Source organism: Pseudomonas bubulae, from assembly GCF_037023725.1.
Classification (GTDB): domain Bacteria; phylum Pseudomonadota; class Gammaproteobacteria; order Pseudomonadales; family Pseudomonadaceae; genus Aquipseudomonas; species Aquipseudomonas bubulae.
Window position 1 is genome coordinate 865,317 of sequence record NZ_CP146077.1, and the last position, 21,475, is coordinate 886,791.

The 21,475-nt window shown below is 57.2% G+C and carries 23 protein-coding genes and 1 pseudogene; 8 read left to right on the forward strand and 16 right to left on the reverse strand.

What is annotated here, in order from left to right:
- Window positions 1-99 precede the first annotated feature (99 nt).
- Genes V6L81_RS03970 through exbB form a run of 3 tightly spaced genes read right to left on the reverse strand, consistent with a single transcriptional unit; the run spans window position 100 to window position 2,255 of the window.
- Window positions 100-846 carry an energy transducer TonB gene (locus V6L81_RS03970; RefSeq protein ID WP_094999712.1) on the reverse strand — a complete coding sequence of 249 codons (747 nt, stop codon included), beginning with the start codon at window positions 844-846 and terminating at the stop codon, window positions 100-102.
- Window positions 843-1,268: a TonB system transport protein ExbD gene (gene exbD / locus V6L81_RS03975; RefSeq protein WP_016782713.1), complete on the reverse strand. Its 426-nt coding sequence runs from the start codon at window positions 1,266-1,268 to the stop codon at window positions 843-845. Before exbD ends, V6L81_RS03970 begins: the two co-directional genes overlap by 4 nt.
- A gap of 6 nt (window positions 1,269-1,274) precedes the next feature.
- The gene (exbB, locus tag V6L81_RS03980) at window positions 1,275-2,255 is read right to left on the reverse strand and encodes a tonB-system energizer ExbB (RefSeq protein WP_094999713.1); all 981 of its coding nucleotides are present in this window, start codon (window positions 2,253-2,255) and stop codon (window positions 1,275-1,277) included.
- A gap of 189 nt (window positions 2,256-2,444) precedes the next feature.
- Here exbB and V6L81_RS03985 point away from each other — a divergent pair, with 189 nt between their 5' ends.
- On the forward strand, window positions 2,445-3,302 hold the full coding sequence (locus V6L81_RS03985) for an NAD-dependent epimerase/dehydratase family protein (RefSeq protein WP_094999714.1): 858 nt from the start codon (window positions 2,445-2,447) through the stop codon (window positions 3,300-3,302).
- Between the two features lie 33 nt (window positions 3,303-3,335).
- On the opposite strand, the gene V6L81_RS03990 is transcribed toward V6L81_RS03985, so the two are convergent.
- From V6L81_RS03990 to V6L81_RS04015, 6 genes are all read right to left on the reverse strand, one after another.
- Window positions 3,336-4,100 (reverse strand): hypothetical protein, encoded by a 765-nt coding sequence (locus V6L81_RS03990; protein ID WP_338660493.1) that lies wholly within the window; start codon window positions 4,098-4,100, stop codon window positions 3,336-3,338.
- Between the two features lie 68 nt (window positions 4,101-4,168).
- Complete coding sequence (locus tag V6L81_RS03995; RefSeq protein WP_016782709.1) at window positions 4,169-4,549, reverse strand: RidA family protein; 381 nt, start codon at window positions 4,547-4,549, stop codon at window positions 4,169-4,171.
- 24 nt (window positions 4,550-4,573) lie between these two features.
- Window positions 4,574-6,679, reverse strand: a complete 2,106-nt coding sequence (gene spoT, locus V6L81_RS04000; protein ID WP_094999716.1) for a bifunctional GTP diphosphokinase/guanosine-3',5'-bis pyrophosphate 3'-pyrophosphohydrolase — start codon at window positions 6,677-6,679, stop codon at window positions 4,574-4,576.
- A 60-nt stretch (window positions 6,680-6,739) separates the two neighbouring features.
- Entirely contained in the window at window positions 6,740-7,003 is a 264-nt protein-coding gene (gene rpoZ, locus V6L81_RS04005) for a DNA-directed RNA polymerase subunit omega (RefSeq protein WP_016782707.1), read from the reverse strand.
- Window positions 7,004-7,171: 168 nt separating this feature from the next.
- On the reverse strand, window positions 7,172-7,792 hold the full coding sequence (gene gmk / locus V6L81_RS04010; protein ID WP_016782706.1) for a guanylate kinase: 621 nt from the start codon (window positions 7,790-7,792) through the stop codon (window positions 7,172-7,174).
- Between the two features lie 13 nt (window positions 7,793-7,805).
- Window positions 7,806-8,669 carry a YicC/YloC family endoribonuclease gene (locus tag V6L81_RS04015; protein ID WP_095017870.1) on the reverse strand — a complete coding sequence of 288 codons (864 nt, stop codon included), beginning with the start codon at window positions 8,667-8,669 and terminating at the stop codon, window positions 7,806-7,808.
- A 206-nt stretch (window positions 8,670-8,875) separates the two neighbouring features.
- Between V6L81_RS04015 and rph the strand changes: the two genes are divergently transcribed.
- From rph to V6L81_RS04030, 3 genes are all read left to right on the forward strand, one after another.
- Entirely contained in the window at window positions 8,876-9,598 is a 723-nt protein-coding gene (rph, locus tag V6L81_RS04020; protein ID WP_016782701.1) for a ribonuclease PH, read from the forward strand.
- A gap of 49 nt (window positions 9,599-9,647) precedes the next feature.
- Window positions 9,648-10,016: a DUF4870 domain-containing protein gene (locus V6L81_RS04025; RefSeq protein WP_094999718.1), complete on the forward strand. Its 369-nt coding sequence runs from the start codon at window positions 9,648-9,650 to the stop codon at window positions 10,014-10,016.
- 638 nt (window positions 10,017-10,654) lie between these two features.
- The gene (locus tag V6L81_RS04030) at window positions 10,655-11,929 is read left to right on the forward strand and encodes a hypothetical protein (RefSeq protein WP_130872188.1); all 1,275 of its coding nucleotides are present in this window, start codon (window positions 10,655-10,657) and stop codon (window positions 11,927-11,929) included.
- Window positions 11,930-12,005: 76 nt separating this feature from the next.
- Here V6L81_RS04030 and V6L81_RS04035 read toward each other — a convergent pair whose 3' ends face one another.
- Window positions 12,006-12,785: an exodeoxyribonuclease III gene (locus tag V6L81_RS04035; RefSeq protein WP_016782698.1), complete on the reverse strand. Its 780-nt coding sequence runs from the start codon at window positions 12,783-12,785 to the stop codon at window positions 12,006-12,008.
- Window positions 12,786-12,868: 83 nt separating this feature from the next.
- Between V6L81_RS04035 and pyrE the strand changes: the two genes are divergently transcribed.
- Entirely contained in the window at window positions 12,869-13,510 is a 642-nt protein-coding gene (gene pyrE / locus V6L81_RS04040) for an orotate phosphoribosyltransferase (RefSeq protein ID WP_094999720.1), read from the forward strand.
- Between the two features lie 62 nt (window positions 13,511-13,572).
- On the opposite strand, the gene argB is transcribed toward pyrE, so the two are convergent.
- The 4 genes and pseudogenes from argB to coaBC all read right to left on the reverse strand — a co-directional run bounded on the left by argB (window position 13,573) and on the right by coaBC (window position 17,646).
- Window positions 13,573-14,478 (reverse strand): acetylglutamate kinase, encoded by a 906-nt coding sequence (gene argB / locus V6L81_RS04045; protein ID WP_016782696.1) that lies wholly within the window; start codon window positions 14,476-14,478, stop codon window positions 13,573-13,575.
- Between the two features lie 25 nt (window positions 14,479-14,503).
- Window positions 14,504-15,913 (reverse strand): annotated as a pseudogene (locus V6L81_RS04050) (phosphomannomutase/phosphoglucomutase); the annotation flags it as partial.
- A gap of 63 nt (window positions 15,914-15,976) precedes the next feature.
- Window positions 15,977-16,432 carry a dUTP diphosphatase gene (gene dut / locus V6L81_RS04055; protein ID WP_016782694.1) on the reverse strand — a complete coding sequence of 152 codons (456 nt, stop codon included), beginning with the start codon at window positions 16,430-16,432 and terminating at the stop codon, window positions 15,977-15,979.
- Between the two features lie 5 nt (window positions 16,433-16,437).
- Complete coding sequence (coaBC, locus tag V6L81_RS04060; RefSeq protein WP_094999723.1) at window positions 16,438-17,646, reverse strand: bifunctional phosphopantothenoylcysteine decarboxylase/phosphopantothenate--cysteine ligase CoaBC; 1,209 nt, start codon at window positions 17,644-17,646, stop codon at window positions 16,438-16,440.
- Window positions 17,647-17,768: 122 nt separating this feature from the next.
- On the opposite strand from coaBC, the gene radC reads away from it, so the two are divergent.
- Window positions 17,769-18,443: a DNA repair protein RadC gene (gene radC, locus V6L81_RS04065; protein ID WP_095017867.1), complete on the forward strand. Its 675-nt coding sequence runs from the start codon at window positions 17,769-17,771 to the stop codon at window positions 18,441-18,443.
- Between the two features lie 3 nt (window positions 18,444-18,446).
- Here radC and V6L81_RS04070 read toward each other — a convergent pair whose 3' ends face one another.
- Window positions 18,447-20,033 carry an ABC transporter substrate-binding protein gene (locus V6L81_RS04070; protein ID WP_130872185.1) on the reverse strand — a complete coding sequence of 529 codons (1,587 nt, stop codon included), beginning with the start codon at window positions 20,031-20,033 and terminating at the stop codon, window positions 18,447-18,449.
- A 512-nt stretch (window positions 20,034-20,545) separates the two neighbouring features.
- Here V6L81_RS04070 and rpmB point away from each other — a divergent pair.
- Window positions 20,546-20,779, forward strand: coding sequence for a 50S ribosomal protein L28 (gene rpmB / locus V6L81_RS04075; RefSeq protein ID WP_019410280.1), 234 nt, complete (start codon window positions 20,546-20,548; stop codon window positions 20,777-20,779).
- 11 nt (window positions 20,780-20,790) lie between these two features.
- Window positions 20,791-20,946: a 50S ribosomal protein L33 gene (rpmG, locus tag V6L81_RS04080; protein WP_003437824.1), complete on the forward strand. Its 156-nt coding sequence runs from the start codon at window positions 20,791-20,793 to the stop codon at window positions 20,944-20,946.
- 70 nt (window positions 20,947-21,016) lie between these two features.
- On the opposite strand, the gene V6L81_RS04085 is transcribed toward rpmG, so the two are convergent.
- Window positions 21,017-21,310 (reverse strand): I78 family peptidase inhibitor, encoded by a 294-nt coding sequence (locus V6L81_RS04085; protein ID WP_094999726.1) that lies wholly within the window; start codon window positions 21,308-21,310, stop codon window positions 21,017-21,019.
- Between the last annotated feature and the right edge of the window lie 165 nt (window positions 21,311-21,475).

Sequence of the window (21,475 nt, forward strand, 5' to 3'; positions counted from 1 at the left end):
GACATTACCCTCAGAGCTACAGTAGCCAATCAAGGTATGACTGGTTTTTTATCCAGACCGCAGATGCACAAAGGGCACCCTGAGGTGCCCTTTGTGGTGTTAGCGCCGACGTTTATCGATGGAATAAACGAAGGGTGCCACGATCTCGATGCTGCCATTGGTCAGCATTTCAGGCGGCGGCTTGGGCAGGGGTTGTGCCCGGCGAATCATTTCCAGGGTGGCCCGGTCCAGATCGGCGTTGCCAGAGCGCCCTACCAGTTCGTAGGACAGTACCTTGCCTTCGGCGTCTACCACGAAGCGCAGACGGTTCAAGCCTTCCTTGCCACGGGATTGCGCAGCAGGCGGGTACTTTTTGTACTTGCCCAGGTGACTGAGCAAAGTGCCTTCCCAACTGGCCTTGGCCGCCAGTTGTTGCGCCGACGGCCCCGGTGCCGGTGCAGCGGATTTCTCGCTGGTATTTTTGGTCGGCGTTGCGTCGCTCGGTTTCTCTTCTGAAGGTTTCTCTTTGACCGGGTCCGGTTTTTCCACAGGCTTGGGCGGTTGAGGCTTTTGCTTGGGCTTGACCGGTTTGGGTACAGAAATCTTCGGTTTGGGCGCTTCGGCCAGCTTGGGTATCGGCAACTCTTCCACCGGCGCCGGGGGTTGTGGCGGTGTCACCACTTTGGGCGGCGCAGGCGGCGGTGGTGCTGGCAACGGCGCCAGGTCAACCATCATCGCTTGCGGCGGAAGTTCGATAGCGCGCGGGTTGGACCATTGCAGGGCCAGAATCACGGCCACGGCATGGATGGCCAACACCGCGGCCAGGCTGATTGCGTAACGCGTCATCTTTTGGCGCGCTATGGTCATTTCTTGGCTGCCGTCTCAAGTCCGACCAGACCCACCTTCAAATAACCCGCTGCGCGCAAAGCATCCATCACGCTCATCAGGTCACCGTAGTCCACGCCCTTGTCGGCCTGGAAGAAGATCGTCGTGTCTTTGTTGTTGTGGGTCCTGGCATCCAGGGTCGGGCCCAGGGCTTCAACCGTGACCGGCTCTTCGCCCAGGTACAGGCGCTGATCAGCCTTGACGCTGAGGAACACAGGTTTCTCAGGGCGAGGCGCCGGTTTGGCGCTGGAAGCAGGCAAGTCAACCTTGATATCCACAGTGGCCAGCGGTGCTGCCACCATAAAGATGATCAGCAGTACCAGCATCACGTCAATAAAGGGGGTGACGTTGATTTCATGGTTTTCGGCGAGATCGTCATCGCCTTCTTTTAAATGCAGGCCCATGGCCGATTACCCCACTTTCACCATGTGCGGTTGCGAGCTGCGCTCGGGCGGCAGGTGATCGAGGTCACGGCTAACCAACAGCAACACTTCAGCAGACGCATCCGCCACCTGGGCCTTGTAGCCGGTGATGGAGCGGGCGAAGACGTTGTAAATCACTACCGCAGGGATCGCTGCGACCAGACCCAGTGCCGTGGCCAGCAGGGCTTCGGCAATACCCGGCGCAACAACTGCCAGGTTGGTGGTCTGGGTTTTGGCGATGCCGATAAAGCTGTTCATGATGCCCCATACGGTACCGAACAGACCGACGAACGGTGCTGTGGAACCGATGGTGGCGAGTACGCCAGTGCCGCTGCTCATGTTGCGACCGCACGCTGCAACCAGACGCTCAAGACGGAAGCTTACACGCTCCTTGATGCCTTCTTTTTCACGGCTGTTGGCCGACAGGCGCATTTCTTCAAGGGCGTCCTGCACCAGCAAGTGGGCCAGGGTGCCTTCTTTGCCAGCCGTCTCGCTGGCTTCTTTCAAGGTGCGAGCTTTTTTCAGTTGGGCAATTTCGCTGCGCAGACGACGCTTGGCACCCAGGACTTCAAAGCCTTTGGCAATCCAGATCGTCCAGGTGATGATCGAAGCAATAGCCAGGCCGATCATTACGATTTTGACGATGATGTCTGCGTTTTTGTACATGCCCCAAGGCGACAGGTCATGGGCCATGCCCAGGCTGTTGTCTTCTTCTGCGACTATTTGCGGCGCGTTATCGGCTGGCGCAGCAGCGCCTTCAACCAGTGTAGGATCAGTCGTACCCGGTGCAGCAACAGGTGCCGGGGCAGCTGCTTCAGTGGCCGCGTGCACGGCCGGGGCAGCAGGCTCGTCGGCAAATGCCGCAACAGGTGCCAACATCAAGCTGAACATCAGCGCCGCAACCCCACGCCAGACGCGTGCAGGGCTCGAAGGCTGGGTTGGCGAAGCGGTGGGATGATTGCGTGTCATGCTAGCCGGACCTGAGAAAAGTAATGAGGTAATGCCCTACAACGCGTTGTAAGACCAAGGGCAAAATGATGGGTTATTATTGCAAGTAATTCTTGTTAACAAAAGCAATAGCATCTGTTTTTTTCGGAAGTCACGACTTTGGTCGTGCCAAATTACGTCTTTTTGTAACTTTTCATTAGGATTTTTGCGATGCCCAAAGCCTCTGTATTGATCGTCGGATGCGGTGATGTCGGCAGCCGTCTGGCGACTCAACTGCTCGACCAGGATTGGCAGGTCTACGGCCTGCGCCGCTCCATTGACCGTTTACCCACGGGCGTTATCGGTGTGGAGGGCGATTTGTTCAGCGAGCAATGCCCGACGCAATGGCCAACCGGGCAAATTGATTACGTGGTGTACAGCGCGGCGGCGACCGAGCATGACGAAGCGGGCTATCAGGCGGCATATGTAGACGGCCTGAAAAACACCCTGAGTTGGCTGGAGCAGCATGGTCAGCGACCCAAGCGTCTGCTGTTTGTATCCAGCAGTGGCGTTTACGCCCAGAAAGACGGGGAATGGATCGACGAAACATCGCCCGCCCTGAGCACCAACTACTCTGGCCGGATCATCCTGGATGCCGAGCGGGTGGCGCTGGAGAGTGGCATCGCTGCCAGCGCGGTACGCCTGACCGGGATCTACGGGCCGGGTCGTGAATGGCTGCTGGGGCAAGTGCGCAAAGGTTATCGCGTGGCGGTTGAGCCGCCGCTGTATGGCAACCGTATCCATGCCGATGATGCTGCGGGGCTGCTGGCCTTTCTGCTGGAGGCTGATCGTCAGGGCAAGGCGCTGGATGACTGCTATATAGGTGTGGATAACGCACCGGCGCCACTGGCAGAAGTGGTGGACTGGTTGCGCGAGCGGTTGGGCATTACCGAATGGGCCGCCGAAGCGAGCGTGCGCCGCGCAGGCAGCAAGCGCTGCAGCAATGCCCGCGCCAAGGCGCTGGGCTGGGAGCCGCGCTATTCGAATTATCGCGAGGGCTATGCTGCGATTTTGGGGGAGCAGGCCTGAGAGTTGTCTTGTGGGAGCGGGCGTTTGGTTGGCTTACAGCTTCTCCAGCGCCCACTCACGCTTGCCCGGGTAGAGCTGGGGCATTTCGTCGGGCGCTGAGACGTCCACCGCCTCGAAGATTTCAAGTGTGCGGCCTTTGCGCACAAAAATATGCGCTGCGCCCATTTCCCCCTGCTGAAGCCAGAGGCTGTCCAAACCGCCGCTCATAGTGGCGCAGTCACCTCCCAGGCACAGCTCATAGCCATTGATGCCAGGCAATCCACTGACTTGCCCCTTGGGCGAGAATGTCACCTTGGCACCCTGACCTGCACCACTCAGTACGCGCCATTCGCCCCCAAGATAGGCTGACTTGAGTGCCTGCTCAAAATGCACCGATTTGAACAAATCTGCATTTGTGCCCCGGGAAACTTCACCGACATCACTTTGAGCTGGACGTACGAACGCCTGCCGCGGAAAGAATTCAGTCGCTGACTGTATTAATTCAGAGCCTTCGAGCTTCAGGTCAGTATTCTCACCGCCATAGAAATTGACCTTCCACGACGCGCTGCCATCAGGCACCAGCGTACCCTCGTCCCGCTCAAAGCTGCTTCGCCAGGTGGCCTTGGCGTTTTTGGCGTCGATGCTCCATTCCAGGGTTGGCCCTGACGACGACAAGGCGTCAAGCAGGCCGCCACCCTTGGCCGCTTCATCTATTGCTGCCTGATTGATCCAGATGCCACTGATATCACGGGGGGCGGGTTCGCTGGCACAACCACCCAAAACAATGGAGAGCAGTGACAACACTAGCGCTTTGCGCATGGTGGAATCCTTTTGAAGCCGGGAAGAGCGGGGGGGTGGCGCAGCATGAAGACGCTGCGCCGAGGGCGTTACTCAATAACCAGAATAGCGTCCATTTCTACCTGCGAGCCCTTTGGCAGTGCAGCAACGCCAATGGCGGCGCGGGCCGGATAGGGTTGTTCGAAGTAGGTGCCCATGATCTCGTTGACCTTGGCGAAGTGGCTCAGGTCAGTCAGGAAGATGTTCAGCTTGACGATGTCCTTGAACGAACCGCCTGCGGCTTCAGCGACCGACTTCAGGTTTTCGAAAACCTGGATGGTCTGGGCTTCAAAGCCTTCAACCAGTTCCATGGTTTTTGGGTCCAGCGGGATTTGACCGGACATGTAGACAGTATTGCCAGCTTTGATCGCCTGAGAATAAGTACCGATTGCAGCAGGTGCCTTGTCGCTGGTGATAACAGTCTTGGACATGGGTGACTCCTTGTAATTAGATGGCTACGCACGCATGCGAGTGATGCGGATAACCCCGGTAAGGGCGCGCAGTTTTTTGATCACGCGGGCCAGGTGTACACGGTCGTGTACGCTGACCACCAGTTGGACCACGCTGATGCGACCATCGCGTTCGTCCATGCTGATCTTTTCGATATTGCCGTCGGCAGCGTTGACGCTGCTGGCCAGCAGCGCAATCAGGCCGCGCTGGTGTTCCAGTTCGACGCGCAATTCAACGTTGAACTCGCCGGTAACGTCCTTGGCCCACGACAGCTGAATGCACTTTTCGGGGTTGTGGCGGATTTCACTGATATTGCGGCAGTTGTCCAGGTGCACGACCATGCCTTTGCCTGCGGACAAATGGCCAACGATCGGATCCCCCGGGATCGGCGTACAGCATTTGGCGTAGCTGAGCACCAGGCCTTCGGTGCCGCGAATCGCCAGCGGGCCTTCCGGGCTCGGCAATGCTTCGCCTTCGCCCAGCAGGCGTCGGGCCACTACATAGGCCATGCGATTGCCGAGGCCGATATCTTCGAGCAGGTCTTCGATATGCTCCAGGCGGTATTCCTGGAGCATGGCCTGAACGCGCTCGGCCGGGATCTTGTCCAGCGCGCTGTTGAAGCCGTTAAGCACCTTGTTGAGCAGGCGTTCGCCCAGGTTGACCGACTCGGAACGACGTTGCAGCTTGAGCGCATGGCGAATATGGGTACGCGCCTTGCCGGTGACCACAAAGTTAAGCCAGGCCGGGTTGGGTCGGGCGCCGGGAGCGCTGACGATCTCGACCGTGGAGCCGCTTTGCAGCGGCTCGGACAGCGGTGCGAGACGCCGGTTGATGCGACAGGCGATGCAGCTGTTGCCCACATCGGTGTGCACCGCGTAGGCAAAGTCGACGGCCGTGGAGCCTTTGGGCAGCTCCATGATCCGTCCTTTGGGCGTAAACACGTAGACCTCGTCCGGGAACAGGTCGATCTTCACGCTTTCGATGAATTCGAGGGAGTTGCCGGCGCGTTGCTGCATTTCCAGCACGCCCTTGACCCATTGCCGCGCCCGGGCGTGGGTGCCCGTGTGCTGCTCGTCGCCACTGGACTTGTAAAGCCAGTGGGCGGCGATGCCGTTGTTGGCCATTTCTTCCATTTCACGGGTACGGATCTGGATCTCGATCGGTACGCCATGCATGCCAAACAGCGTGGTATGCAACGACTGGTAGCCGTTGGCCTTGGGAATGGCGATGTAGTCCTTGAACCGGCCCGGCAGGGGCTTGTACAAATTATGTACAGCGCCCAGCACGCGGTAGCAGGTGTCGACCTTGTCGACGATGATCCGGAATGCGTAAACATCCATGATCTCGTTAAAAGCCCGGCGTTTGCCGCGCATCTTCTTGTAGATGCCGTAGATATGCTTTTGACGACCGCTGACTTCGCCCTGAATGCCATCGATGGCCAGGCAGTGGCTGAGCGATTCTTCAATTTTGTTGACGATTTCCTTGCGATTGCCCCGGGCGCGTTTGACCGCCTGATAAATGCGCGCGGAGCGCATCGGGTACATCGCCTTGAAACCGAGGTCTTCGAATTCGATACGAATGCTGTGCATGCCCAGCCGATTGGCGATGGGTGCGTAGATTTCCAGGGTTTCCTTGGCAATCCGTCGGCGTTTTTCGCCGGACAGCACTTCGAGGGTGCGCATGTTGTGCAGACGGTCAGCCAGCTTCACCAGGATCACGCGGATATCGCGTGCCATGGCCATGGCCATCTTCTGGAAGTTTTCAGCCTGGGCTTCGGCCTTGGTTTCGAAGTTCATCTGAGTCAGCTTGCTGACTCCATCGACCAGGTCGGCCACGGTTTCGCCGAACTGCGCTACCAGCGCTTCCTTGGCAATACCGGTGTCTTCAATCACGTCATGCAGCATGGCCGCCATCAGGCTCTGATGGTCCATATGCATGTCGGCAAGGATATTTGCCACTGCCAGCGGGTGCGTGACATAAGGCTCGCCGCTGCGTCGGCGTTGGCCGTCGTGGGCTTGTTCTGCGTAGAAGTACGCCCGGCGGACCAGATTGACCTGGTCCGGGCCGAGGTACGCCGACAAGCGATCGGCGAGGGCGTCTATGCTCGGCATGAGGAAACCTCCTGCCAAAACTTTTTACCCTTCGCCGTGCTACGTCGACCGGGCATAGGCTTAGTTCGCCTCGTTGGACTCGTCCTCGAACGCTGCGAACAGCGGTTCGTCTTCGACGATTTCAGCGTTGGCGATAAACTCGTAGCTCATCAGGCCTTCTGCGATTTCGCGCAGGGCAACAACGGTAGGCTTGTCGTTTTCCCACTGCACCAGAGGCTCTTTACCGCCGGTGGCCAGTTGACGGGCACGCTTGGTAGAGAGCATGACCAGCTCAAAGCGGTTATCCACGTGTTCTAGACAGTCTTCAACGGTTACGCGGGCCATGGTCTTCCTCGTAGCAAATGCAATATGCGCGCTGCCCGGATGGGCGAGCGGACTGAACAGTTTAAAAAATCACCAGCCATTAGGGAAGCGCTGATTTTTCCGTCACTGCTCCTAAAACCTCTGTAAGCGCCAATGTAAAGCCCTTACAGGGGTTTTGGGAAGTGTTCATTAACCGAGCAGTTCGGCCAGTAATTTGCCAAAACGCTGTTGCTGGCGTTTTTGCTGAAGGCGATTGGCACGGAAAATGGCCTTCAAGTCTTCAAGTGCCAGGGCAAAATCGTCGTTGATGATCAGGTAGTCATAGTCCACATAGTGGCTCATTTCACTCACGGCTTCGCGCATGCGTGCGTCAATGATTTCGTCGCTGTCCTGGCCACGGTTGTCCAGACGCTGACGCAAGGCTTCCTGGCTCGGCGGCAGGATAAAGATCGAGCGCGCCTGCGGCATCAGCTTGCGCACCTGCTCTGCACCTTGCCAGTCGATTTCCAGAATCAGGTCGTGGCCTTCATCCAGGGTCTGCTGCAGGTGGCTTTGCGAAGTGCCGTAAAGGTTGCCGAACACTTCGGCACGTTCCAGGAAGTCACCGTGCTCGATCATTTTCACGAACTCTTCGCGCTCGACAAAATGATAGTTCACGCCATTCACTTCACCTGGGCGCATGGCACGGGTGGTGTGCGAGACCGATACCCGGATCTGCGGCTCAACGTCGATCAATGCCTTGACCAGGCTGGTCTTGCCTGCGCCCGAAGGAGCAGAAACGATATAAAGGGTGCCAGTGCTGTGGGTCATGTCAGGGTGTGCCTTACTCAATATTCTGTACTTGTTCACGCATCTGCTCGATCAACACCTTGAGGTTGACCGCCGCTTGGGTACTGCGTGGATCGAATGCCTTGGAGCCCAGGGTATTGGCCTCGCGATTCAGTTCTTGCATCAGGAAGTCCAGGCGTCGCCCGGCAGCACCCCCCGACTTGAGTACGCGGCGTACTTCAAGAATATGGGTGCTCAGGCGGTCCAGCTCTTCGGCCACGTCGCTTTTTTGCGCGAGCAGAACCATTTCCTGTTCAAGGCGCTGGGGGTCAAGCTCGGCCTTCATGTCGGCAAAGCGATCGAGGACCTTTTGACGCTGGGTGGCGAGCATTTGCGGTACCAGCTCGCGCAGGGTTTCGACATCGCTTTCGATGGCGGTCAAGCGATCGCTGATCAGGCGGGCCAGTTCCGCGCCTTCGCGCTCACGGCCGTTTTTCAGTTCTTGCAGGCCTTGCTTGAACAGCGCCAGGGCCTGGGTGTTCAAGGCTTGCGGGTCGCTGGCATCGGCTACCAGAACACCGGGCCAGGCCAGGACTTCCAGCGGGTTGAGCGCGGCAGGCTGCTTGATCAGGCTGGCGATGGTCTCGGCGGCGGCCACCAGCTGGGCGGCACGCTCGCGGTCAACCTGCAGCGGCTTGCCGGTGGTTTCTTCAGTGAAACGCAAAGTGCATTCCAGCTTGCCCCGGGAGATGCCCTGGCGCAGCGCTTCACGCACCGCGCCCTCGAGGTCACGGAAAGATTCAGGCAGACGCAGGTGCGGCTCCAGGTAGCGGCTGTTGACCGAACGCAGCTCCCAACTCAGGGTGCCCTGAGTGCCGGCGCTTTCGACGCGGGCAAAGGCGGTCATGCTGTGCACCATGGACGGTACCTCGCGATTGGATGAGTTAAGCCTGGCGGCAGGTTAGACGACAGATTGTAACGCAGTGCGGGCAACTGCCCCAAATGGCGTCGGTCGTAAATACATCCAATCTTCGTTCCCCGCCAGGGTTCACAGACGCGCCCTGCGCAGCCATGGCCTTTCCTTTATAATGCTCGGCAGTTTTCCGTCCCGTACAGGTATCCCACATGAAACGTCCAAGTGGTCGCGTTGCCGATCAGCTCCGCCCGATCCGCATCACCCGCAACTACACCAAACACGCAGAGGGTTCTGTACTGGTCGAGTTCGGTGACACCAAAGTCATCTGCACCGTCAGCGTCGAGAATGGCGTACCGCGGTTCCTCAAAGGCCAGGGCCAGGGCTGGCTGACTGCCGAATACGGCATGCTGCCACGCGCCACCGGCGACCGTAACCAGCGCGAAGCCAGCCGCGGCAAGCAAGGCGGGCGCACCCTGGAAATCCAGCGCCTGATCGGCCGCTCCCTGCGTGCTGCACTGGATATGTCCAAACTGGGCGATATCACTTTGTACGTCGACTGCGACGTAATCCAGGCTGACGGCGGCACCCGCACTGCCTCGATCACCGGCGCCATGGTTGCTCTGGTCGACGCCCTGAAGATCATCAAGAAGCGTGGCGGCCTCAAAGGCGGTGACCCGATCAAGCAGATGATCGCGGCGGTATCGGTGGGCATGTACCAGGGCGTACCGGTACTTGACCTGGACTATCCTGAAGATTCGGCAGCCGAAACCGACCTCAACGTGGTGATGACCAGCAGCGGCGGTTTCATCGAAGTTCAGGGCACCGCCGAAGGCGCACCGTTCCAGCCTGAAGAGCTGAACGCCATGCTGGCACTGGCACAAAAAGGCATGAACGAAATTTTTGCCCTGCAACAAGCGGCATTGGCCGACTAAATTGCCGGATTGACTGTCAAAGCCTTCAAACGACCAACCGGAGAACGTGATGAGTGAGCTGGATCTTTCAACACCCAAACCGGGCCGCGACGCCCGGAAATGGGCGATGTTCTGTCATTTTTCGGCGTTCCTCGGGATGTGGTTTCCGTTTGGCAGCCTGATCGGCCCGCTGATCCTGTGGCAGGTAAAGCGCGAGAGCGACCCGTTTATTGACGACCAGGGCAAGGAAGCACTGAACTTCCAGATCACCGTGGCGATTGCTTCGGCCATTTGCTATGTGCTGATGTTCGTGCTGATCGGCTTTGCGCTGCTGGGCCTGGTACTGATTGGCGCGGTAGTGCTGGTGGTGATTGCAGGGGTCAAGGCCAATGACGGGGTGGTGTACCGTTATCCCTTCACCTGGCGGCCGATCAAGTAAGGTTTCAGTCAGCAACTCAGGCACCTTGTAGAAAAGCCCACCTCGGTGGGCTTTTCTACGCTTGCTGATTGCGGGAGCCAAAACAACAGGTGAGTGGACGTCAGTACGATGCTTTGTTTATCCAGGCATTCGTTTAACGACAACTACTTACTTATGCGCGCTAAATAAACCATGCCTTTAAGAGAGCCTCATTTTAAAGCGCACCGTTATTTATCGCGCCATGTTAGTGCAATGGCCATCTGTGAATACCGAATTTAAAGAAAGGCCAAGTGGCACTTGAAAATATGCTGTTGACTATTTGTTTTTACTCGTCTAGTTTTTATGTCGACTGCTTGATCAGTCTTCGCCACTATCTTTAAGGATAAAGATATTATGAAAACTGCCGTGATGAATTCTCAAAAAGGTGCTGCACCCCATTGCTCTGCCGGCAGTGGACACCGATAGAAGCTGAGATAGCGATCCAGTATTATAAAAACTTTTGTTTCTCAATAAAAATACCAGGCAATGTATCCCGTCCTGCCACCCGCGCTGGAAGTGGATGAAATCTGGCATCATCTTATCTTGGATATGCGAACTTATAGGGATGCCTGTTAGCCTATATTTGGGCATTACATGATAACCCTATGGAAACGTCGAACGTGAAGTTGACCTATGAGCAAAATCTAAAGGAAAACTTATGGAATTTTATTGTCAGTCGACTCTTTCCATTTTTTGGCATTTCCATCGCTGCGGCGCTGCTCGCGCACAAGAATATTGCCGATCTTCCTGTGTTCGCCTATGTCCTGGCGATCTTTTCAGTTATATCTACCCTTTTCTACATGCCGCTGGCGGCCATTGGCAATATCGTTCATCATCAAAAAAATGCGCTCACTCCCCAGGCAATCTTTGAGAGCGGACTGTCGATAGCGGTTTTATTCGCTGCCATTGCGTTTGCCGCAGCCCTTGCCGTATTCGCTTACCTCCCCTCCATCCGTTTTCTGGACAGCCTTGACAGGGATAAACTTTTTTACCTGTCTCTTATTTATATTCCGGCCATCCCTTTGCTGGTAATCAATACCTTCACCCATCTTTTCCACGAAGCCTCTGGACACTCCTTGCCGTGTGCAACCGTAAAGAAGTGGTGCACGTGTGCAGGCTGCGCATTCCTGATGTTTTGTTTTGTTTTTTGCAGCAAGCACGACTTTGTTTTCTTGGCTGTTGGCTACTTCTTGATTGTCGAAACAGCCCTCTTCATCTCCCTGGCCTGCCTCTCTATGCGGCTCGGATACCGGCACATCCTCGTCAAGCCAAAAATACTGGCAGACGTCGTTTCAATGGGCTTTCCTATTGCCGCCGGGGTAGCGGGGCAAAAATTGTACTTTTACCTGCTTAACGGAAAACTGCTGTCGCTGAATGAAAGCCTGGTTGCCGATCTTTCGATCTGTATGTCTATTATCGGATTTCTCAGCATTCCGGTCATAGCGTTCGCTCAGCTTCATAGCGTCTATACCAGCCAGCATATCGTGGATGCGGACAAGATCTACCCGCGCGGACAACTAGCCGCCGCCGTGCTCATGGCCGTGATTGCAGGGGGTTTTTATGCGCTGGGAAGCGGTTTGTTTTTTATCTTTGGCGACCGCTCGCTGACGTTTACCAGTGAAGGATTTGTGGCGATATGCATGTCGGTATTGAGCTCGCTTTACTTCTCGCTCACGGCAAGCCACTTGCGGGCAATGCGAGACACCCTGATCCCTCAAGTACTGATCAATACCTTTATGCTTGCAGGGTTTATCCCGGTCATTTACCTGTATGACTTTAATAGCCCTTCAATCTATCTATTCATCGTACTGCAGGCTGTTGTCACTTTTATTGCCGCTGTGCTTTTGCAGTACCGGATACGCACCTTGCATAAACGAACGCCCAGTTTCGCCTGAAAGTGCCTCGGATACAAAAAAGGCCCCCGCCCTTGATAACAGAGCGGGAGCCTTTTTCTGGATCTGCGATCAACACTTAGATAGTCAGTGTCCAGTCGTAGTCCACGATCAATGGCGCGTGCTGCGAGAAGCGTGGCTGACGCGGCATGCGAGCGCTTCGTACAAAGCGGCGCAAGCCCGGTGTCAGCAGCTGGTAGTCAAAACGCCAGCCCAGATTCAGCATCTCGGCCTGTTCGTTATCCGGCCACCAGCTGTACTGGTCACCTTCCCGACTGACTTCACGCAGGGCATCGACATATCCCATGTTGCCGACAATCTCATCCATCCAGGCCCGTTCAGGCGCCAGGAAGCCGGGCGATTGCTGGCTGTCGCGCCAGTTTTTAATGTCGAGTTTCTGCTGCGCCACATACAGCGAGCCGCAGTAGATGTACTCACGACGCTTGCGACGCTGCTTATCCAGGTAGCGGGCAAAGTCGTCCATTAACTTGAATTTTTGATTCAAGTCTTCATCGCCGTTCTGCCCCGAAGGGAGCAGCAAGGTCGCGATGCTGACCTTATCGAAATCGGCTTGCAGGTAGCGCCCGTAGCGATCGGCCGTCTCGAAGCCAAGCCCGGTGATGACTGCTTTCGGCTGTAACCGCGAGTACAAAGCCACGCCACCTTGGGCGGGGACTTCGGCGTCACAGGCATAAAGAAAGTAGCCATCGAGCTGGTAGGCTGGATCGTCCAGTTCAAAGGCGGAGGCACGGGTGTCCTGCAGGCAGATAACGTCGGCATTCTGAGCTTGCAGCCAACTGAGCAAACCGCGCTCGACTGCCGTCTGAATACCATTGACGTTCACACTGATGATCCGCATAAATGGCCCCAAAAATCACGTGCGTGTATGATACACGCCGTCTTACTAATTAGCTAAATCCGTGGTATCTGGGGACTTTTTTCATGCAAGCGTATCAGCGCGATTTCATCCGCTTTGCCATCGATCGTGGCGTTTTGCGCTTCGGTGAGTTCACCCTGAAGTCGGGCCGTACCAGCCCTTACTTCTTCAATGCCGGGCTGTTCAACACCGGCTCTGCACTGGCCCAGCTGGGGCGCTTCTATGCTGCCGCCATCGTTGACAGCGGTATTTCCTTCGACGTGCTGTTTGGTCCGGCCTATAAGGGCATCCCCCTGGCGGCGACCACTGCCGTAGCGCTTGCCGAGCACCACGACCGTGATCTGCCGTGGTGCTTCAACCGCAAGGAAGCCAAGGCTCATGGCGAAGGCGGTAGCCTGGTTGGCTCGCCGCTTGAAGGCGATATCCTGATCATCGACGACGTGATCACGGCCGGTACCGCTATCCGTGAAGTGATGCAAATCATCCAGGCCCAGGGCGCCAAGGCGGCCGGCGTGATGATTGCCCTCAACCGTCAGGAGCGCGGCAATGGCGAGCTGTCGGCGATCCAGGAAGTCGAGCGCGACTTCGGTATTCCGGTGATCAGCATCGTTTCGTTGAACCAGGTTTTGCAGTTCCTGGCCGAAGACGAAACCCTCAAGCAATACCTGCCAGCCGTTGAAGCGTACCGGGCGCAGTACGGGATTTAATCCCCTCGCCCATCAAAAAGCCCCGCCCGGATCACTCCGGGCGGGGCTTTTTTTGGTTCTGCTTAAGCCGGTTTGCTGTTGGTAATCAGCGTACCCACACCGGTATCGGTGAAGATTTCCAGCAGTACGGCATTCGGCACGCGACCGTCGACGATATGCGCCGTGGTCACGCCACCTTGCACGGCTTCCAGCGCGCAGCGGATTTTTGGCAGCATGCCACCATAAATGGTGCCGTCGGCGATCAGGTCATCCACCTGAGCGGTAGTCAGGCCGGTCAGCACCTTGCCCTCCTTGTCCATCAAGCCGGCGATGTTGGTCAGCAGCATCAGTTTCTCGGCCTTGAGGGCTTCGGCAACCTTGCCCGCCACCAGGTCGGCGTTGATGTTGTAGGATTCGCCATTGGCGCCCACACCGATTGGCGCGATAACCGGGATGAAATCACCCTTGGTCAACATGTGCAGCAGGTCGGTATTGATGTCGATGACCTCGCCCACATGACCGAAGTCGATGATTTCCGGCTTGGTCATTTCCGGCGTCTGACGGGTCACGACCATCTTTTTGGCGCGAATCAGCGTCGCGTCCTTACCGGTCAGGCCGATGGCACTGCCGCCGTGGCGGTTGATCAGGTTGACGATTTCCTTGTTCACATGGCCGCCCAGCACCATTTCCACCACATCCATGGTTTGCGAGTCGGTCACGCGCATGCCGTCGATAAAATGGCTCTCGATGGATAAACGCTTGAGCAGATCACCGATTTGCGGGCCGCCACCGTGGACCACGACCGGGTTGATACCCACGGCCTTCATCAGCACGATGTCACGGGCAAAGCCGGTTTTCAGGTCATCGTTCTCCATAGCGTTGCCGCCGTACTTGATCACCAGCGTCTTGCCGACGTAACGGCGAATGTAGGGCAGCGCTTCGGACAAAACCTTGGCGACGTTGGAGGCGGCATCACGTTCGAGGGTCATTCAGGGCTCCGGTAGAACAAGTCGATCAAAACGGTAGTTGGAGATCAGGTGCCACACGCTTCAATTGAGCGTGAAAGACATCCTTGATGCGTTGCAGTTCGGCCTCTGTTTCGGCCTCGAATCGCAGCACCAGCACCGGCGTGGTGTTGGAGGCGCGAACCAGGCCCCAGCCATGAGGGTAGTCAACCCGCACACCATCAATGGAGGTCAACTCGGCGGCCTCGCCCCATTGAGCATCGTGCAGAGCCTCAATGATGCTGAATTTGCTCTCGTCCGTCACATCGATATTGATTTCAGGCGTAGAAATATCGTTCGGGAAGGTCTCAAACAGCTCTTCAGCGGTTGCCTGACGCTTGCTGAGGATCTCCAGCAGGCGCGCAGCGCTGTAGATACCGTCGTCAAAACCGAACCAGCGCTCTTTGAAAAAGATATGCCCGCTCATTTCGCCAGCCAGCAGGGCGCCGGTTTCTTTCATTTTCTTTTTCATCAGCGAATGACCGGTCTTCCACATCAATGGTCGGCCACCGAATTCCTTGATGAGCGGGATCAGGCGACGGGTGCATTTCACATCGAAGATGATCTCGGCACCCGGGTTGCGCTCCATTACATCCTGTGCGAACAGCATCAGTAAGTGGTCTGCAAAGATCATGGTGCCAGTGTTGGTCACGACACCCACGCGATCAGCATCGCCATCAAAGGCAAGCCCTATGTCGGCATTGGTTTCTTTGACCTTGGCGATCAAATCCACGAGGTTTTCCGGCTTGCTCGGGTCGGGGTGATGGTTGGGGAAATTGCCGTTCACCTCGCAAAAAATGCCGGTCACATCACAGCCCAAAGCTTCAATCAACTGAGGCGCGATGACTCCGGCCACGCCGTTTCCGCAGTCCACAACTACCTTCAAGCGCTTGGCCAGCTTGATATCGCGGGTAATCACTTCGGCATAGAGGGGCAAAATATCTACACGTTCTATATGCCCTTCGCCCCAGGTCAGGTCATTGACCTTGAGCCGCGTATGCAGAGCCTTGATCTGCTCATCAGCCAGCGTATCGCCCGCGATCACGATCTTGAAACCGTTGTAGTCCGGCGGGTTATGGCTGCCCGTGAGCATTACCCCCGACTTGCCTGCCAGCACATGCGTGGCGTAATACAGCGCAGGGGTCGGCACCAGCCCTACATCGCTAACCTGGCAGCCACTGTCAGCCACGCCCTGAATCAGCCGTTCGACCAACTCAGGGCCCGACAGACGCCCGTCCCGACCTACCGACACATGGGGCTCACCCTTGGCCAAGCTCTCGGCACCGACGGCACGGCCGATCCAGTACGCGGTTTCAGCGTTCAGGGTTTGTGGCACCACACCGCGAATGTCATAGGCGCGGAAAATGCTGTCAGGCAGTATCGGCGGAACCGAAGCGGGGTTACTCATTGCAGGGGGCTCCACGCTCAGAGGATTCAGGAGGGGGCAAAAGGCCAGGCAGGACGCCTGGCCTTGAAATACAAATCAGAGCTTGCCGGAGTGGCCAAAACCGCCAGCGCCACGCTGGCTTTCGTCGAACTCTTCGACCAGCTCAAAGTGCGCCTGCACTACCGGCACCAACACCAGTTGAGCGATACGCTCGCCGATGGTGATGTTGAAGGCGGTCTGGCCACGGTTCCAGCACGACACCATCAGTTCGCCTTGATAGTCAGAGTCGATAAGGCCGACCAGGTTCCCCAGTACGATACCGTGCTTATGGCCCAGGCCCGAGCGCGGCAGGATCAGGGCGGCAAGGCCCGGGTCGCCGATGTACACCGACAGGCCGGTGGGGATCAGCAGTGTCTGGCCCGGCTCCAGAACGGTGTCTTCTTTAAGCATGGCGCGCAGGTCCAGGCCGGCAGAGCCAGGAGTGGCGTACTGCGGCAGCGGGAATTCGTTACCAATGCGAGGGTCGAGGATTTTGGCTTGCAAAGCGTGCATACGAGTTAAACCTGGTTCAGACGTTCGGCGATAAAAGTGACCAGCTGGCGGGCAATCTTGCCCTTGCTGGTCTGGGCAAATACGGTGGCGTGCAGTTCGCGATCGATCACGCTGCAGGCGTTCTCTTCGCTGTTGAAACCGATGCTGGGGTTGGCCACATCATTGGCGACAATCAGGTCGAGGTTTTTGTCTTTGAGCTTGCGCGCAGCGTAATCGAGCAAGTTCTCGGTTTCTGCGGCAAAGCCGACACTGAAAGGGCGATCAGGGCGTGAAGCGATAGTGGCCAGAATGTCTGGATTGCGCACCATTTGCAGCAACAGGCCGTCACCCTTGGTAGGGTCTTTCTTTAGTTTTTGCGGGGCAATGACTTCCGGGCGGTAGTCTGCAACAGCAGCAGACGCTATAAACACGTCACAGGGGATCGCCGCCTCACAGGCTGCGAGCATGTCACGGGCACTGACCACGTCGATACGGGTCACGCGATCCGGGGTCGGCAGGTGTACCGGGCCGGTAATCAGGGTCACACGGGCGCCGGCTTCCACTGCTGCTTCAGCCAGGGCGAAGCCCATTTTTCCGGAGCTGTGGTTGGTGATGTAGCGCACCGGGTCGATGTTTTCCTGGGTAGGGCCTGCGGTGATCAGCACGTGCTTGCCGGTTAGCACCTGACGCTGAAAACACTCGGCGGCGCAGCTCACCAGATCATCCGCCTCGAGCATGCGGCCAAAGCCCACGTCGCCACAGGCCTGGCTTCCGGAGGCCGGGCCAAACACGCGCAGGCCGCGGCTTTCGAGCAACCGGGTATTGGCCTGGGTAGCCGGGTCGCGCCACATGGCCTGGTTCATCGCCGGAGCGATGGCAACCGTGGCATCCGTGGCGAGCACCAGGGTGGTCAGCAGGTCATTGGCCAGGCCTTGGGCAAGGCGGGCAATCAGGTCAGCGGTTGCAGGTGCAATCAGTACCAGGTCGGCCCACTTGGCCAGCTCGATATGCCCCATGGCCGCTTCAGCCGCAGGGTCGAGCAAATCCAGATGAACGGGGTGCCCGGACAACGCCTGCATGGTCAGAGGCGTGATGAATTCGCTGCCGCCACGGGTCATGACAACCCTTACTTCCGCGCCTTGGTCCAGTAGACGGCGAACCAGCTCTGCACTCTTGTAAGCCGCGATGCCGCCGCCGACGCCCAAAACAATGCGTTTTCGATACAGCCGCTGCATAGGCCTGCCTTTTAGTTCGATGATGACTGCGCAGAAAATGGCCAAATGCCGCGCAAAAATGATGGGCTAAGATAACACAGCGCCTGCCAGGGAACAGCGGCGCCCATTTACAAGGAGGTGTTATGAGCATTCGAGATTGGCCTGCGGCGGAGCGCCCGCGGGAGAAGCTTTTGCAGCACGGATCAGGCAGTCTTTCAGACGCCGAACTGCTGGCAATCTTCTTGCGCACCGGGGTTTCGGGCAAAAGTGCAGTCGATCTGGCGCGCCATCTGCTCAGCGAGTTTGGCAGCCTGCGGGCCTTGCTCGAAGCCGATCTGCGCGCATTCTGTCTCCCGCTCGGGCTGGGCCCGGCCAAGTTCAGCCAGTTGCAGGCCGTACTCGAAATGAGCCGCCGCCACCTGGCCGAACGCTTGCGCCGCGACAGCGCGCTGGAGAGCCCGCAAGTCGTTCGGGATTATCTCAAGTCATTGCTGCGTCATGAGCCACACGAAGCCTTCGGCTGCCTGTTTCTGGACTCCAGGCACCGCATGCTGGCCTTCGAGGTGCTGTTCAGGGGCTCGATAGACAGCGCCAGTGTCTACCCGCGCCAGGTGGTCAAGCGTGCCCTGGCGCACAATGCGGCAGCGGTGATTTTCTGCCACAACCATCCCTCGGGCATCAGCGACCCCAGCCAGGCTGACCGCACGTTGACCAAGCGCCTGATCCAGGCGCTTGATCTGATCGAAGTGCGGGTGCTGGATCATTTTATAGTCGGTGACGGCCAGCCGCTTTCAATGGTCGAGCGCGGCTGGATGTAAGGCTCAGGGCTTAACGCTGACTGTTGAAAAGTCTTGACGCCCAAACGGACTCACCTGATATCCCTGTACGTCTTTACGGGTCAGTGCGTAGGCCGTTGGATGGGCCAGCGGTAGCCACAGTGCCTGTTGCTGGATCTGCGCTTGCGCCTTTTGATACAAAGCACTGCGTTTGTCCTGATCGGTCAGGGTTTTGCCCTGGCTGATCAAACCGTCCAGCGCCTTGTCGCAATAACGCGCAAAGTTGGTTCCGGATTTCACTGCCGCACAGGAAAACTGCGGCGTGAGGAAGTTGTCCGGGTCACCGTTATCGCCTGCCCAGCCCATAAACAGCAGGTCATGCTCGCCAGCCTTGGCGCGACGGATCAGCTCGCCCCATTCGATCACCCGGATATCGGCCTGCACACCCACCTTGGCCAGGTCGGCTTGCAGCAACTGCGCGCCCAGGCTCGGGTTGGGATTGAGCACGCTGCCTGTCGGGCGCGTCCAGATCGTGGTTTTGAAGCCGTTTTTCAGACCCGCCCTGGCCAGCAATTCACGGGCTTTTTGCGGATTGTGGGCATAGCCCGGCAAGTCTTTGGCATAACTCCAGGTGGTCGCCGGGTAAATACCGTTGGCCGCTTGGGCGCTGTTTTCAAACACGGCCTTGAGATAAGTGTCCTTGTCGAAAGCCAGATTGATGGCCTGACGTACCTCGGGTTTATCCAGCGGTGGATGCTGGCTATTGATGGCCACAAACGCGGTCATGAAGGCCGGGGTCTGCGCTACAGCCAGCGCTGGATCCTTGGCGGCAGCTGCGACGTCCAGCGGCTTGGGCGAGAGAGCAATCTGGCATTCATTGCGACGCAATTTTTGCAGCCGCACGTTGGCGTCCGGGGTGATGGCAAAAATCAGCCCGTCAACGGCTGGCTTGCCGGCAAAGTAGTCCGGGTTGGCCTTGTAGCGCACCACCGCGTCTTTCTGGAAACGGTTGAATACAAAAGGCCCGGTACCTATCGGCTGGCTGTTCATCAGCTCCGGTGTGCCTGCTTTCATCAGCTTGTCGGCATATTCGGCCGAGTAGATCGAGGCAAAGCCCATGCTCAGCGCTGGCAAAAAGGTCGAATCAGGGCGACTCAGGGTGAAGCGCACGGTCAGCGGATCCGGAGTTTCAATTTTTTTGATCAGCTCAGGCAACTGCAAGGATTGTGCGTGGGGAAAACCGCTTTGCGCCACCTTGTGCCATGGGTTGGCAGGGTCAAGCATGCGTTCGAAGCTGAAACGTACGTCATCGGCATTCAACTCACGGCTTGGGGAAAAATAAGGCGTGCTGTGGAACTTGATCCCGGGGCGCAGCTTGAAATCGTACACAAGACCTTCAGGGGACACTGACCAGCTTTGCGCCAGTGAAGGCACCAGCTTCGCGGCTTTAGCGTCAAAGTCCAGCAGGCGGTTCATCAGCACGTCTGCCGAGGCATTGGTGGTACTGAGCGAGTTGTACTGCACAACGTCGAACCCTTCAGGGCTGGCCTCGGTGCAAACGCTCAAGGTGGCCGCGTGTACGAGCGGGCTCAGGCAAAAGGTGAGCAAAAAGGGGACGGCAGCGAGGCGCATGATCTGTTTCCTGTACAAGTCGATAAGGCCCATCTGCAAGTGCAGTCTGGAAAAGTCTTACCCTAGTGTTCTGGTACTCAAATGACCACTTTTTAATGGCATTCGACATCCTGTAGTCGCTGTCGCAGGCCGGGAAAGGGCTTCCAGGGCCTTGAGCAAGCGTGAAAAGGCGACCACTACGTGCTCGATCGCAGCCTTCGGCAGCGGCTACGAGCGGGCACCAGCCCCCGATACCTTTCACCCAGCGACGAGCGGTAAAACGCCACAAGGCATAGACGCCGCGCGGATTGGCGTTAAAATGGCGGCTTCATTAATTACACCAAATCACACTGCTTGTTGTTGCTCTTTAGTCTTTCTGGTATAAAGCAGCGCTCTTTTCTAGGGGCCCGGTTCCTGCGTTTGTAGGTGTAGCCGGTAAGACCCTTAAAGAAACGCGGCGCCTGGCGCCATGACTGAGAGATTAAGCGGCCAACCCATGCCGGGTTGGGCATGTGGTTTTAGAGGGCTGAGGCATGTCGAGAGTCTGTCAAGTTACCGGTAAGGGTCCGGTGACTGGGAATAACATTTCCCACGCAAATAACAAAACCCGTCGTCGTTTCCTGCCGAACCTGCAGCATCACCGCTTCTGGGTTGAAGAAGAGAAACGTTTCGTACGTCTGCGCGTATCTGCTAAAGGCATGCGTATCATCGACAAGCGTGGCATCACTGTCGTGCTGGCCGAAATCCGCCGTGCTGGCAAGATCTAAGGGAGCTAATCATGCGTGAATTGATCCGTTTGGTGTCGAGCGCTGGTACAGGCCATTTCTACACCACTGATAAGAACAAGCGCACCACTCCGGACAAAATCGAAATCAAAAAATTCGATCCGCGGGTTCGCAAGCACGTGATCTACAAAGAAGCCAAAATCAAGTAATTGGTTTTTCTTCTTACGAAAAAGGCCCATATCTCACGATACGGGCCTTTTTTGTGCGCGTTTGTCAGCCTTAGCCGCACATATAGCTCTGCATAAGGTTGTTTTCGTCGACGACCACGCGAAGGCGGTCTGCGTTGTGCTCTCGGGTGTAGCCTATGCCCGGCCTCTCGACACGCAACTCGGTTGCCCCGGACTCCCGGCGCAGCATCTCCAGCAAAGCAGGCGTCGCCTCAGGCGCAACCAGAAAATTGATCGCAACCGTTTTGCACTTGCCGTCCTCCTCAGCCATCGCGGGCATGGAGCAAAACCCCAGCAGGACGCTGGTGGTCAACAACAGGCGTTTCAAAGTATTCAGACTGGACATGGGGCTTCCCTGTTTTCAGATAAATGAAATAACGCTGCGGGCCTGCTCATTCCTTAAGTGCCCGGCGTTCTCCCAAGACTGGCTCACATTGACGCGAAGGGCGCTGGCGACGTATTTCTGAATTTGTAGCCTGTAGCCCTGGAGGGCAGGCATAAAAAAGCCCCG